At 63.6% G+C, this 13,864-nt stretch carries 12 protein-coding genes; 11 read left to right on the top strand and 1 reads right to left on the bottom strand.

The genetic code is table 11. The annotated features are described in order from the left end of the window. The 3 genes from BMY30_RS02675 to lipB form a co-directional block, all read left to right on the top strand. On the top strand, positions 1 to 172 hold a 172-nt coding region (locus tag BMY30_RS02675; RefSeq protein ID WP_139195461.1), incomplete at its 5' end, for a transposase. A gap of 252 nt (positions 173 to 424) precedes the next feature. After that, positions 425 to 736, top strand: a complete 312-nt coding sequence (locus BMY30_RS02670; RefSeq protein ID WP_089710318.1) for an HP0495 family protein — start codon at positions 425 to 427, stop codon at positions 734 to 736. Next, positions 736 to 1,383, top strand: a complete 648-nt coding sequence (gene lipB, locus BMY30_RS02665) for a lipoyl(octanoyl) transferase LipB (protein WP_089710317.1) — start codon at positions 736 to 738, stop codon at positions 1,381 to 1,383. Before BMY30_RS02670 ends, lipB begins: the two co-directional genes overlap by 1 nt. A 50-nt stretch (positions 1,384 to 1,433) precedes the next feature. Here lipB and lipA read toward each other — a convergent pair whose 3' ends face one another. Then, positions 1,434 to 2,486 (bottom strand): lipoyl synthase, encoded by a 1,053-nt coding sequence (gene lipA, locus BMY30_RS02660; RefSeq protein WP_089710315.1) that lies wholly within the window; start codon positions 2,484 to 2,486, stop codon positions 1,434 to 1,436. A 330-nt stretch (positions 2,487 to 2,816) separates the two neighbouring features. Here lipA and BMY30_RS02655 point away from each other — a divergent pair, with 330 nt between their 5' ends. The 8 genes from BMY30_RS02655 to BMY30_RS02620 all read left to right on the top strand — a co-directional run bounded on the left by BMY30_RS02655 (position 2,817) and on the right by BMY30_RS02620 (position 13,723). After that, positions 2,817 to 5,471 carry a DUF3141 domain-containing protein gene (locus BMY30_RS02655; protein WP_089710313.1) on the top strand — a complete coding sequence of 885 codons (2,655 nt, stop codon included), beginning with the start codon at positions 2,817 to 2,819 and terminating at the stop codon, positions 5,469 to 5,471. Between the two features lie 294 nt (positions 5,472 to 5,765). Beyond that, a complete protein-coding gene (gene topA / locus BMY30_RS02650; protein WP_089710311.1) occupies positions 5,766 to 8,402 on the top strand; it encodes a type I DNA topoisomerase in 2,637 nt (878 codons plus the stop codon). After that, positions 8,399 to 8,863, top strand: coding sequence for a DUF6586 family protein (locus BMY30_RS02645; RefSeq protein WP_089710310.1), 465 nt, complete (start codon positions 8,399 to 8,401; stop codon positions 8,861 to 8,863). Before topA ends, BMY30_RS02645 begins: the two co-directional genes overlap by 4 nt. Next, complete coding sequence (locus BMY30_RS02640; protein WP_244516100.1) at positions 8,857 to 9,357, top strand: LabA-like NYN domain-containing protein; 501 nt, start codon at positions 8,857 to 8,859, stop codon at positions 9,355 to 9,357. Before BMY30_RS02645 ends, BMY30_RS02640 begins: the two co-directional genes overlap by 7 nt. Before the next feature lie 75 nt (positions 9,358 to 9,432). Beyond that, on the top strand, positions 9,433 to 11,025 hold the full coding sequence (locus BMY30_RS02635) for an ABC-F family ATPase (RefSeq protein WP_089710306.1): 1,593 nt from the start codon (positions 9,433 to 9,435) through the stop codon (positions 11,023 to 11,025). A 292-nt stretch (positions 11,026 to 11,317) separates the two neighbouring features. Then, positions 11,318 to 11,740, top strand: coding sequence for a GIY-YIG nuclease family protein (locus tag BMY30_RS02630; RefSeq protein ID WP_089710304.1), 423 nt, complete (start codon positions 11,318 to 11,320; stop codon positions 11,738 to 11,740). Further along, positions 11,740 to 12,990, top strand: a complete 1,251-nt coding sequence (locus tag BMY30_RS02625; protein WP_089710302.1) for a GspE/PulE family protein — start codon at positions 11,740 to 11,742, stop codon at positions 12,988 to 12,990. The genes BMY30_RS02630 and BMY30_RS02625 overlap by 1 nt, the downstream gene beginning before the upstream one ends. Positions 12,991 to 13,111: 121 nt before the next feature. Next, a complete protein-coding gene (locus BMY30_RS02620) occupies positions 13,112 to 13,723 on the top strand; it encodes a L,D-transpeptidase family protein (protein WP_089710300.1) in 612 nt (203 codons plus the stop codon). The last annotated feature ends 141 nt before the right edge of the window (positions 13,724 to 13,864 follow it).

Raw genomic sequence — 13,864 nt, 5'->3', positions numbered from 1 at the left:
GGCCAAGGTCGAGCATCCGTTTCATGTCATCAAGAACCTCTTTGGCTACCGGAAGGTTCGCTACAAGGGGCTGGCCAAGAACCAGGCGCAGCTGTTCACCCTGTTTGCTCTCGGCAATCTGGTGGTGGCAGGACGATGCCAGGGACGCGTTGACGGGGTCAGTGTGTCTTGAATCCGGCCTGGCAGCCGGATAACCCGGCTGTCGGGTAAAACAGACCACCTGAGGTGGTCAGGTAGGGATCGCTGAAGCGATGATCGGGCCATTTTGGCTCTTCAACTACCCAGAACAGCATTGTTCAGCGGTTCCTTAGGTCAGCCCCGACTCGACTCACTTTCTGAGATAGCCTTTGTCTCCGCCCGGCGTTGGTCTCTCCGCGCCGGGTTGCGTAAAATCATCAATATCCACGACTCGCCAGAAGGCTTCATGAACGACGATTCCCTGCGTGATTTTCGCAAGCCCCGTCGCCAGGCGGGAGGTAAGCCGCCGAAGATCACCTTCCCCTGCGACTATTCGCTCAAGGTTGTCGGCGATGCCGCCGACGATTTCGCCGCCACGGTCTGCCAGATCGTCATCCGGCATGATCCGAGCTTCGATGCGGCTGCCATCCAGGTAGTCCCCAGTCGCCAGGGTCGCTACCTGTCGGTACGCCTGACGATACGCGCCACCGGTGAAGCTCAGCTCAAGGCGCTCTTCGATGATCTCAAGGCTACCGGTCGCGTGCATATGGTCGTCTGATGACAAGCGAAAGCGAGCTTTCGCCGATCCAGCTGCATCGCCTTGGCCGGCGTCCCTATACCCCCGTCTGGCAGGCCATGCGCGACCTTACCGATGGGCGTGATGCGGCAACTCCCGACCAGTTCTGGCTGGTCGAGCACGAGCCGGTGTTTACCCAGGGGCAGGCCGGCAAACCCGAACACCTGCTGATGCCCGGCGATATCCCAGTCGTAGCTACCGATCGCGGTGGGCAGGTGACCTACCACGGCCCCGGCCAAGTCGTGCTCTATCCGCTGCTCGACGTGAGGCGCTCACGGCTGGGTGTGCGCGATCTGGTCTCGGCGTTGGAGAATGCTGTGATTGCCGTGCTGGCCGAGCATCGGGTGATAGCTCATGCTCGGCCTGACGCGCCCGGCGTCTATGTGGGGGAGGCCAAGATCGCGTCCCTGGGGTTGAGGATTCGTCGCGGCAGCAGCTTCCATGGGGTGGCCCTCAACGTGGACGGCGATCTCTCGCCGTTCTCGAGGATCAACCCCTGCGGTTATGCCGGCTTGGCCATGACACGGTTGGCCGACCTGAGCGATGACTGCTCTGGCGTCGAAGCGATAGGGGAGCGCCTGGCAGAGTGCCTGGCGCGAGAGTTGGGGCGGGAACTTGTCAATCTGTAGAAGCGAACGTCTCGACTTGCGTCGCGGCTGAGTGGCGCTGTGGTTAGCTCTTACCCGACATTCACGGCATCGATGCGATTGGGATCGGCTTGCTGGCCGGGTACTGCGGCGGGCGCGGCCAGGCCCAGGTTGTTCTTCTCGAACACTCGATCAGCCCGGTAGCTGGAGCGCACCAGAGGGCCGGAGGGCACCTCCATGAAGCCCTTCTCCAGGCCCAGGACGCGATAGCGCTCGAACTCCTCCGGGGTGACCCAGCGCTCCACCGGGAGGTGGTTACGCGTGGGGCGCAGATACTGTCCCAGGGTTACGATATCGACGCCGATGGCCCGCAGGTCGTCGAAGGTCGTAAGGATTTCCTCCTCGGTTTCGCCGAGACCCAGCATCAGGCTGGTCTTGGTGATCACCTGCGGCCGGTGGCGCTTGGCGTGGGCCAGCACATCCAGCGTCTTGCGGTAGCCGGCCCGGGGGTCACGGACCCGCCCGGTGAGCCGCTCGACGGTCTCGACGTTCTGGGCGAAGACCTCAAGCCCCGAATCGACGACCCGTTCGATCGCCGAGGGCTCGGCATCAAAGTCCGGGGTCAGCGCCTCGACGACCACCTCCGGCGTGCGGGCCTTGATGGCACGGATGCAGTCGGCGTAATGGGTGGCGCCACCATCCGGGAGATCGTCGCGGTCCACGGAGGTCAGCACGATATAGCGCAGGCCCATCAGCTCGACGGACCGAGCGGTATTCTCCGGCTCCTCAGCGTCCAGCCAGCCCCTGGGGTTGCCGGTATCCACGGCACAGAAGCGGCAGGCGCGGGTGCACACCGAGCCCATCAGCATGATGGTCGCGGTGCCGTTGCTCCAGCATTCGCCCTGGTTGGGACAGTGCGATTCGGCACAGACGGTGCTGAGGCGGTGAGTCGCCACATTCTTCTTGACTGCCTCGAAGCGCTCGCCGCCAGGAATCTGCGCCCGCAGCCATTTCGGCTTGCGGCCGTCGGCACCACCGCCCTCGATCTGGCGACGAACCTTCATGCCATCCTTGATGGCGGCCGTGCCATGATCGTTGCGGTACTTCTCGCCGCTGGAGACGCGTGGGGAGGGGGTGTCGCTCATAGCTGTGAGCCTCTTTTCTCGCTGGCTGTCGATGCCATGCCATGTGGGCGCTGCCGCGGTTTTTCAGGGGAGTGCGCCGCTCGGCGGTTCAAGGCAGCCTGGTACGTCGAATGATCACGCGGTTATGCGGGCCGCAAAATGATAAAATACCACAAGATTCGCGCCCCTTGACAGCCGGAGGCGCGATGCGGGCCCCTGAAGGCAGCTTAGGACATCGGCATCCGATGCTCGCAGCGCCTCTCTTCATGCGTTATATTGCACTGCAACAAAGCCCGATTACATGCATCGCCCAGGGGATGCCCCCTGTACCGAGCAACCTTGGAGCTCAAGATGAATTCCCTGATACCGACTCCTCCAGCCAATGTGCTGCCCTTCGTGGATCCGTTCGGTTTCGGACGAGCCGCCTATGACTACTGGCGCGACACCCTTGAACGCAGCGTGCTCTTCATGGACGTCATGCGCCAGCGCGGTAACCAGTATCTCGAGCATATCGAGAAGACCAAGCCCAATGTGCTGGGCTTCGATTCCGAGGTGCTGATGGATGGGCGCAATCTGGCCCGCCCGGTCAACTTCGAGCTACTGCGCATCCTGCCTCCCGAGGGCGTGGAGACCGATCTGCAGATGCGACCCTTTGTGGTGGTGGATCCGCGTGCCGGTCACGGTCCGGGCATCGGCGGCTTCAAGCCCGACAGCGAGCTCGGCGTGGCCCTGCGCGCGGGGCATCCCTGCTACTTCATCGGGTTCCTGCCCTATCCGGTTCCGGGGCAGACCGTCGAGGACGTGGTCGAGGCCGAGGTTGCCTTCCTGCGCCATGTCATCGAGCGCCATCCGGAGACCTCTGAGAAGCCCATCGTGGTCGGTAACTGCCAGGCCGGCTGGCAGATCATGATGGCTGCCGCCCTCGAGCCTGAACTCTTCGGTCCGATTCTTATCGCCGGCGCGCCGCTTTCCTACTGGGCCGGTGAGCGCGGCAAGGCGCCGATGCGCTATACCGGTGGCCTGAGCGGCGGCAGCTGGATGACCTCGCTGTTGAGTGACATGGGCGCCGGGCTCTTCGATGGTGCCTGGCTGGTGCAGAACTTCGAGCGCCTGAACCCGGCCAACACCTGGTGGAGCAAGCAATATCGGCTCTACGCCCAGGTCGACACCGAGGCGGAACGTTATCTGGAATTCGAACGCTGGTGGGGTGGTCACGTCGTACTGGGTGGTGACGAGATCCAGTACATCGTTGACAACCTCTTCGTTGGCAATCGCCTCTCCACCGCCCAATTGGTGACTTCGGACGGGCGTCGTATCGACCTGCGCAACGTGCGCTCACCGGTGGTGGTGTTCTGTTCGAAGGGCGATGACATCACGCCGCCGCCCCAGGCCCTGGGCTGGGTACGCGACCTCTACGAGGGGGTCGAGGACGTGATCGCCAACGAGCAGACCATCGTCTACTGCGTTCACGACACCACCGGTCACCTGGGCATCTTCGTATCCGGCAGCGTTTCCCGTAAGGAGCATGCCGAGTTCACCGCCAACATGGACTACATCGACGTCCTGCCGCCCGGCCTCTACGAGACCACGGTCTCGAGTGCTTCCGAGCGCGAGGATGCCGAGCTAATCGAGCGCGACTATCTGCTGGAGTTTTCGCCACGGACCATCGAGGAACTCGACAGGGAAGTCCAGCACCGCCCCGAGGACGACACCCGCTTTGCCACCGTGGCGCGGATCTCCGAGATCAACCTGGGATTCTACCGCTACTTCATGCAGCCCTGGGTCCAGGCGATGGCGACCCCGGAGTCGGCGAAGTGGATGCGGCGCATGCACCCCAACCGCATGGGCTACCGCCTGCTGTCCGATCGCAACCCGTTGATGACCGCGATCCCGGTACTGGCCGAGAAGGTGCGTGCCGACCGCCATCCGGTTCACGAGGACAACGTCTTCCGCGCAGTGGAGGGCATCTTCTCCGACCAGATTACCCGCAGCCTGAACGCCTGGCGCGATTTTCGCGACAGCAGCAGCGAGCGGCTCTTCCTCGACTTCTATGGCCAGCCGATGCTGCAGGCCATGGTCGGCCTGGGCGGTGATGCCCACGCGCATCGTCGTCGCCCGGGGGCCGAACCCGAGCACCGTCGCTTCATCGAGCGTCGCCGTGACGAGGTCCATCACGCGATCACCGAGGGCGGCAGCCACGAGGCGGTCATGCGTTCGGTGATCCACGTGCTCGGGGGAGCCCCGGCTACCGACGATCGCAACTTCAAGCAGCTGCGGGCTTCGCGGGCCGAGCTCGAACCGGGCATCCAGCTGGCCGACTTCAAGCACCTGGTGCGTGAGCAGTTCTTCACCCTCCAGCAGGATCACAAGGCAGCACTTGAGGCTATCCCGGGCCTGCTGAGAGGAGAGACGGCCGACCAGATCGAGGCCCACCTGGCCCATATCGAACAGGTGCTGGCGGCCAGCGGTGAACTCAGCGAGCGCGCGGCGGATCGCTTCGAACGCATCAAGGGCTTGTTCCGCCAGGCCATCCGGCATGCTCCCCAGGAGGAGCAGGACGCCCGTCAAGATGCCCAGGTGAACGTGGCCAGCCAGGCGCAGGCCGGGCAACTCGCACGCCGCGAGGTGGAAGACCTGATGGAGTCGTTGCCCGTTGCCGAGCCGGTGCCGGCTGCAACCTCAGCGTTAGCCGCATCGAATGAGGTGGCCAGCGTGGCAGCCCCGGAGGAGTCTGCTGCGCAAGAAGTGGTCCCTGAGGTAGCCTCCGACGCCCCGAAGGCACCGGTGCAAGAGTCGTCTTCTGAGGCCGTCTCCGAGGTTCCGGTGAAAGAACCGGTCACTGAGCCCGCCTCGGATGGTCCGGTGCAGGAGACGACCAGTGAGGCAGCTTCGGAATCAACGGCCAGCCAGGCAACGACGCCTAACACCAAGGCATCGGCCAAGCGCAAGCCCGCCAGCCGCGGCACACAGCGGCGGCGTACGCCCCGCAAGCCCGGCAAAAGCTGATCTCCCCACGTTGTAGTACCCGCGTCCTCGCCCCCGTCTGGCGGGGGCGCTTTCGTTGAAGGGTGCTTTAACCGGCTTGGCGTGATGGTGCCCGGGAGACTAGGGTCAAGAGGGCACCCCGCTCAGGGTTATCGCCATTGGCTGTAGGTTGACTGTAGCGAGGGGCTCTGGCTTCGACTGGCGTGAAGATAATCGCTGGGGTAGGGTAAGCGCATTTTTCACCCGCCAGAGAGGGCGGGCCGAAACCGTCTTGCGCACGCCATTGAGCGGGCGCCATCAGCACAGTGGAGCACTATGGGCAAGTCACTGGTCATCGTCGAGTCGCCGGCCAAGGCCAAGACGATCAACAAGTATCTCGGCAACGACTTCATCGTGAAGTCGAGTGTGGGGCATATCCGTGACCTGCCGACCAGCGGCGCCGGCAAGGCGGCCTCGGACCCCAAGGAGCGTGCTCGTCAGGCCGCGGTGACCCGCAAGATGTCCCCGGAGGAAAAGGCCGAGCACCGCAAGCACAAGGCCCACGACCAGTTGATCCGGCGTATGGGCATCGATCCCGAGCATGGCTGGAAGGCGCATTACGAGATACTGCCAGGCAAGGAGAAGGTGGTGGCCGAGCTCAAGAAGCTCGCCGAGAAGGCCGATACGGTCTATCTGGCCACCGACCTTGACCGCGAGGGTGAGGCCATCGCTTGGCACCTGCGTGAGACGATCGGTGGCGACGAGGACCGCTACCGGCGGGTTGTGTTCAACGAGATCACCAAGAACGCCATTCAGGAAGCCTTTCAGGATCCCGGTAGCCTGAACATCCCGCGTGTCGAGGCGCAGCAAGCGCGTCGCTTCCTCGATCGGGTAGTGGGCTTCATGCTATCGCCGCTGCTTTGGGCCAAGATCGCCCGTGGCCTATCTGCTGGCCGGGTGCAGTCGGTGGCGACCCGCCTGATCGTTGAACGCGAGCGCGAGATCCACGCCTTCATCCCCGAAGAGTTCTGGGACGTCCATGCCGATCTGCTGCCTGACGGTGAGGACCCGACACCGGTGCGCTTCGAGCTGGTCCGCCAGGACGGCAAGGCGTTCCGACCTACTTCCGAGGCCGAGACGCTGGAGCGAATCGCTTCGCTGCGCAAGGCGAGCCTGGCGATCACCGCGCGGGAAGACAAGCCCACGCGCTCCAAGCCCAATGCGCCCTACATCACCTCGACGCTTCAGCAGGCGGCTAGTGGGCGGCTGGGCTTCTCGGTGAAGAAGACCATGACCCTGGCCCAGCGCCTCTACGAGGCCGGCTACATCACCTACATGCGCACCGACTCCACCAACCTCTCGAAGGACGCGGTGGAGAATGTTCGCGAGTTCATTGGTGAGGAGTTCGGGCCTCGCTACCTGCCCGAGGCGCCCAATCGCTATTCCAGCAAGGAGGGTGCCCAGGAAGCCCATGAGGCCATCCGCCCCTCCGACGTGGGGCGCCGTGCCACTGACCTGGCCGGTATGGAACGCGACACCGAGCGCCTCTATGAGCTGATCTGGCGCCAATTCGTGGCCTGTCAGATGACCCCGGCCGAATACCTCTCCAGCACCCTGACCGTCGAGGTCGATGGCTTCGAGCTGCGTGCCAAGGGGCGGGTGCTGAAGTTTGACGGTTACACCCGGGTGATGAAGCCGATGGGGCGCAAGGAGGAGGACCAGTCGCTGCCGGACCTCGCCGAAGGCACGCCCATGACCCTGGAGCGGCTCGATCCCCAGCAGCACTTCACCAAGCCGCCGGCCCGCTACACCGAGGCGAGCCTGGTCAAGGAACTGGAGAAGCGCGGCATCGGCCGTCCCTCTACCTATGCTTCGATCATCTCCACCATCCAGGATCGCGGCTACGTCAAGCTGGAGAACCGGCGCTTCTATGCCGAGAAGCTTGGCGACATCGTCACCGAACGGCTCAAGGAGTCCTTCCCCGACCTGATGGACTACTCCTTCACTGCCCGCATGGAGGATGGCCTCGACGACGTGGCCGAGGGAGAGCGCAACTGGCAGGCACTGCTCGATGCCTTCTATGCCAAGTTCAAGAAGGAGCTCGAGGAGGCCGAGAGCGATGAGGGCATGCGTCCCAATCAGCCGGTGCCTACCGATATCGACTGCCCGACCTGCGGGCGCAAGATGCAGATCCGCACCGCCTCTACCGGGGTCTTCCTGGGCTGCTCCGGCTATAATCTGCCACCCAAGGAGCGCTGCAAGACTACCATCGACCTGCTGCCCGGGGACGAGGCGGTGGCAGCCGATGCGGGCGAGGACGCCGAGACCGATGCGCTGCGGGCCAAGCATCGCTGCCCCAAGTGTGGTACTGCCATGGACAGCTACCTGATCGACGAGACTCGCAAGTTGCACATCTGCGGCAACAGCCCGGATTGCGACGGTTATGAGGTCGAGAAGGGCCGGTTCCGTATCAAGGGTTATGATGGCCCGACCATCGAGTGCGACAAGTGCGGCAGCGAGATGCAACTCAAGACCGGGCGTTTCGGCAAGTACTTCGGCTGCACCAACAGCGAGTGCAAGAACACCCGCAAGCTGCTGCGTAGCGGCGAGGTGGCGCCACCCAAGATGGACCCCATCCCCATGCCGGAGCTCGAGTGCCAGAAGGTCGACGACCATTACGTGTTGCGCGACGGTGCAAGCGGCCTCTTCCTGGCGGCCAGCAAGTTCCCCAAGAACCGTGAGACCCGCCCGCCGCTGGTCAAGGAGCTCAAGGCCCATGCCGAGGAGCTGCCCGACAAGTACCGCTACCTGCTCGACGCCCCCAGCGAGGATCCGGACGGCCGCCCGGCGCAGATCCGCTTCTCTCGCAAGGCCAAGGAGCAGTTCGTGATGACCGACGAGGGTGGCAAGGCCACTGGCTGGAAAGCGACCTTCGATGGCAGTAAGTGGCAGGTGGAGGACAAGCGCAAGTGACCCCGAGATCGCGCACCAACCAGCTGCTCTATCAGGCGGAGCTGCTGCTCGCACTGCCGTCAGGCGATGACGAGCATGCGGAGGCAAGGCGCATGGCTGCGGAGGAGGGCAGCCTGGCACTTACCGAGTTGGCGCTGCAATCGCTGCTGCGTGAGGTCACCGAGCATGCCCAGCTGGGGCGACATGACTGGCGCCAGCTGCTCGGCCCCGAGGGTGCCGGCATCGCCGAGCTGCATCGCCTGCGTGAACTGGCCGCGCGTCCCGACAACTGGCTGGCCTGGTTGATCGACAAGCTCGAGGCCCTGCATGGCAGCGACGGCGTGGCCCGTCGCGCCACGGGTGCTGCTCACGGCTTGATTGCCGTGGGCAGCGGTGCGGCGCTGAATGACGAGTTGCGATGGTGCCTCACCGAGGCCAAGGCCGAAATCGCCGCCCTGCGCGAGACCAGCGAGGAGTGGTAGCGACGTCGCGCCAGGCGGCCAGGGAGCGCGTCGCCATCTTCGTCGACGTCCAGAACGTCTACTACACCACCCGCCAGGCCTTCAGCCGACATTTCGACTACAACACCTTCTGGGCACACTTCGCGGCCGATCGCGAGGTGGTGGTGGCCAACGCCTACGCGGTGGAGCGCGGCGACCCCCGCCAGCAACAGTTCCAGGCCATCCTGCGCGGTATCGGCTTCACCGTGAAGCTCAAGCCCTTCATCCAGCGCCGTGATGGCTCGGCCAAGGGTGACTGGGATGTGGGTATCGCCCTGGATGCCATGGAGGCAGCGCCACTGGTCGACCGAGTGGTGCTGGTTTCGGGCGATGGCGATTTCGATCTGCTGGTCGAGCGGATGCGCGAGCGCCACGGGGTGGTGGTGGAGGTGGTCGGCGTGGAGCGGCTCACCGCCGACTCGCTGATCCGCGCGGCCAGCCGCTTCGTGCCTATCGAAGGGGAGTTGTTGCTCTAGGCACCGTCGGGTGTGAGCGGCGGCGATAACCTGTACAATCCTGCCCCCGTTTCCTTGCGCTGATTGGACCCCTCATTGATCTCCACCGCCAATATCACCATGCAGTTCGGCGCCAAGCCGCTATTCGAGAATGTCTCCGTCAAGTTCGGCAATGGCAACCGCTACGGCCTGATCGGGGCAAACGGCTGCGGCAAGTCCACCTTCATGAAGATCCTCGGCGGTGACCTGGAGCCCTCCTCGGGGCAGGTGATGGTCGAGTCCGGTGCCCGGCTTGGCAAGCTGCGACAGGATCAGTTTGCCTTCGAGGACGAGCGAGTCATCGACACCGTTATCATGGGCAATGCCGAGCTGTGGCAGGTCGCGGCCGAGCGCGAGCGCATCTACTCGCTTCCCGAGATGAGCGAGGCGGACGGCATGGCCGTGGCCGACCTGGAGGTGCGCTTCGCCGAGCTCGACGGCTACACCGCCGAACCCCGGGCCGGCGAGCTGCTTCTGGGGCTCGGCATCCCGCTGCACCAGCATACTGGCCCCATGAGCGAGATCGCGCCGGGCTGGAAGCTACGCGTGTTGCTCGCCCAGGCGCTGTTTGCCGACCCCGATGTGCTGCTGCTCGACGAGCCCACCAACCACCTGGACATCAACACCATCCGCTGGTTGGAGGACATGCTCACGGCGCGCAGCAGCACCATGATCATCATTTCCCACGATCGTCACTTCCTCAACAGCGTCTGTACTCACATGGCAGATCTGGACTATGGCGAGATCACGCTGTTTCCCGGCAACTACGATGACTACATGACGGCCGCCACCGCCGTGCGCGAACGCCAGCACGCCGACAACGCCAAGAAGAAGGCGCAGATTGCCGAACTGCAGCAGTTCGTCAGCCGCTTCTCGGCCAATGCCTCCAAGGCCAAGCAGGCGACGTCCCGGGCGCGGCAGATCGACAAGATCAAGCTCGAGGACATCAAGCCGTCCAGCCGAGTCAGTCCCTTCATTCGCTTCGAGCAAGCCAGGAAGATCCATCGCAACGCGGTCAACGTCGAGTCGATCACCAAGGGCTTCGGCGAGGAGGCGCCGCTCTTCGAGCGCTTGTCGATGACAGTTGAAGCCGGCGAACGCATCGCTATCATCGGCCCCAATGGCATCGGCAAGACGACCCTGCTGCGTACCCTGGGCGGGGAGCTGCACCCCGACGCCGGCGCCGTGCGCTGGACTGACAGTGCCGAACTCGGCGTTTTCGCCCAGGACCACGCGGATGACTTCGCCAATCAGGCCACTCTGTTCGAGTGGATGGCTCAGTGGACCCAGGGCGGCGAGCAGGAAGTGCGCGGCGCCCTGGGTAGGATGCTGTTCTCCAGCGACGACATCGGCAAGTCGGTCAAGGTGATCTCCGGTGGCGAGCAGGGCCGCATGCTGTTCGGCAAGCTGGCCCTGACTCGGCCAAACGTGCTGCTGATGGACGAGCCGACCAATCACCTGGACATGGAATCCATCGAGGCGCTCAATCTGGCACTGGAAAACTACCCCGGCACGCTGATCTTTGTCAGCCATGACCGCGAGTTCGTCTCGTCCCTGGCGACCCGCGTTCTGGACATGAGCGAACAGGGGGTCATCGACTTCAGCGGCAGTTACGACGACTACCTGCGTAGCCAGGGGCTGTTCGGCTGACGTCTGGGGGCGAGACGTACAGCGTTCTTCGCGGGCCATCAAGCCCACGAGTTGATATGCGTCAAGCGTGTTGAAGGCGGCTTGGCTAGGATGAAGGCATGTATACCTGCCCATATCAGGGCATTTGCCGGACAATCCGCTAGCCTGCAGGATGTGCTTTCTCCGGCACTGCCCATGCACAGGACGCTGCAGTACCTGTATGCTCATCGTGTCGAGCGGGCATGCGTGAAGGCCGAGGTTCGGTGCATTGCCTGCGATATACAAGGACTCGAGGACTACTGAGGAGAAAGCGATGTCGGATCAGATCCTGTCACTCAAGCTGCTGGGCTACTGGACGGACGAGCAGCTTGGCGAGATTCCTGATGTATCGGGAATCTTCTGTGTCTATGCCGGTACGGCCGCCGCCGAAGGTGAGCCCGGCATCGAGCGATTGCTCTATATCGGTGAATCCGGCGACGTGCGTCAACGTATTCGCCATCATGAGCTGCGGGATAAGTGGATCAATCGGCTCGAGGCCGGGGAGACCCTCTGCTATAGCGTGGCGGCGGCGACGTATGTCTATCGCGAGCGCCTCGAGGCGGCCTTAGTGCATGTTCACAAACCACCGGTGAACCAGGACTATATCGATCGCTTTCCCTTCGACAAGACCGAGATGCATCTGCGTGGACGTACCGACAAGCTGATGTCCCAGTTTATCGTCGAGCGTCTCGACTGATGGCGAGTGAACGGCAGCTGGCAAGGCGCCAGTTCCTGCCGCGTCTCGAGGCACGGCTCGCCGATCCATCCGGCGCTGAAGACGACACCCTGGCGGCGCATGTGCTTCTGGAGGATGCCGCCCGGGCAAGGGCCACCGACATTCATCTCGACCCTTCCCGAGAGCGATGGCGCATTCGCCTGCGTATCGACGGCCGAGTCATCGATGTCCTGGATCTCGATGTCGGGAATGGAGCTCAGCTGGCCAATCAGTTCAAGGTGCTTGCCGGGCTCGACCCCATGCCTTCGAAAATCGCCAAGGACGGCAGCTTCAGTTGGACCTCCGACGAAGAGGGCGTGGAAGAGATATTTCTGAGGGTCACCGCTGTGCACTGTGTCGCCGGGGAGAAACTGGCCATCCGCTTTCTTGCGCCTCCCCGTACCTTCCATGACACCCTTTCGTTGGGAATCGGCGAGCAGGGGGCTCGGGGAATACGCCGCTGGATGGATGCAACCGGCGGTATGCTGCTGGTGGCAGGCCCCACCGGTGCCGGCAAGACCACCACCCTCTACACCCTGCTCAACCAACTGCGCCTCACCGACAGTCACGTGGTGACGCTCGAGGATCCGGTGGAGTATTCCATCCCTGGCATCAACCAGATCCAGGTGGACGCAAAGAACGGCCTCGACTTCGCTACCGGCACGCGTTCCATGCTGCGCCTGGATCCGGACTATGTGTTGATCGGCGAGATCCGCGACACGGGCTCCGCCGCGGCGGCCGTCAGTGTGGCCAGCAGCGGTCGGTCCCTGATGGGGACCCTGCACAGTCGCGATGCCGTGGGGGCTGTCTCCATGTTGCGACAACTGGGATTGGAGGATGCCGAGATCAGCGCCACTCTCGGCATGGTGATCGCTCAACGCCTGGTGCGCCGTCTCTGCGAGCACTGTCGTGAACAGTGGCCCACGCCGTCCCGGGATGTCGAGTGGCTCGAGGCGGTTGGGCTCGAGGTGCCCGACCAGGCCTGGGTCCCGGTAGGCTGCGAGTACTGTGATGGCTTGGGCTACAAAGAGCGTACCGGGATATTCGAGATCTGGCAGCCTACTCAAGAAGATCATGCCCAGTTACTGCGCCACGCCGATGACGCCGCTCTGCGACATAGCCTGCGAGAACGGGGAGAGACCCTGATGATTGCCGATGGCCTGGCCAAGGCCGCCGCCGGCATCACCTCCCTGCGCGAGGTCTTCAGGATGGGTGCTATCCTGCCTGGCTGACGAGCCGGGCAGGACGGGTCTGGTGTACTCGCGCTTCCCTCCTGACAGTCGCGGGCCAGTCCTGTATAACGGCTGGCACTGCGATGCCTTTCATTTCCTGCATGCTCCAGAGACGTCACCGATGAAGCACTTGTCCCGTCGCCGCTTCGGCCTGCTGGCACTGAGTTCGCCCTTGCTGCTGCTGGCCCCGCAGGCGTTCGCCAGCCCGATGGATAACCTGTTGTCCCGCGCCATCGTCCCTCGCCACGACAGCGAGCTATGGGTGCTGGTCGAGGACCGCGAGGCGGCCCTCAGCGTCTATCGTGGTAACCGGCTGCTCGAACGCTTCGAGCCGGTCTCGCTGGGCCGCGGTGGTGCCAGGCCCCAGCGCCAGCGGGGGGACCGCGCTACGCCACTCGGCGAGTTCCGGGTCAACCGTTTCAATCACAACAGCAAGTTCCACATTTTCATCGGGCTCGACTATCCCACCCCGATCCATGCCCGCATGGCGCTGGAGGCGGGGGTGTATAGCCAGCAGGCGTATGACGACTACTTCGCCTACTACCGTCGGCACGGCTATCCTCCCCAAGATACGGTACTCGGCGGCTTCATCGGTATTCACGGGGTCGGCAAGGGGGACCCCGATATCCATGAGCGATTCCACTGGACGGATGGCTGTGTGGCGGTGACCGACTCGCAGGTCGAGCGTCTGTCGTCGCTGATCGACATTGGCACACGCGTCGTGATCCGCTAGGCTTTACATTCGCTGGGGACGTTCTAAGCTGTGGACAAGCGCTGTTGCATATTATAAAACAGCGTTTGGCTCCTGTGCTTCGCAGCAGAAGTCGCTGCAAGAAGGCCTGCTTTTGCAGGAAGCCTGATTCTCAGGCAACAT

Origin of the sequence: Halomonas daqiaonensis (genome assembly GCF_900109725.1) — a bacterium.
Classification (GTDB): Bacteria; Pseudomonadota; Gammaproteobacteria; order Pseudomonadales; family Halomonadaceae; genus Halomonas; species Halomonas daqiaonensis.
The sequence above is the reverse complement of the archived record's forward strand: the minus strand, read 5'-3'. Positions and strand labels throughout refer to the sequence as shown.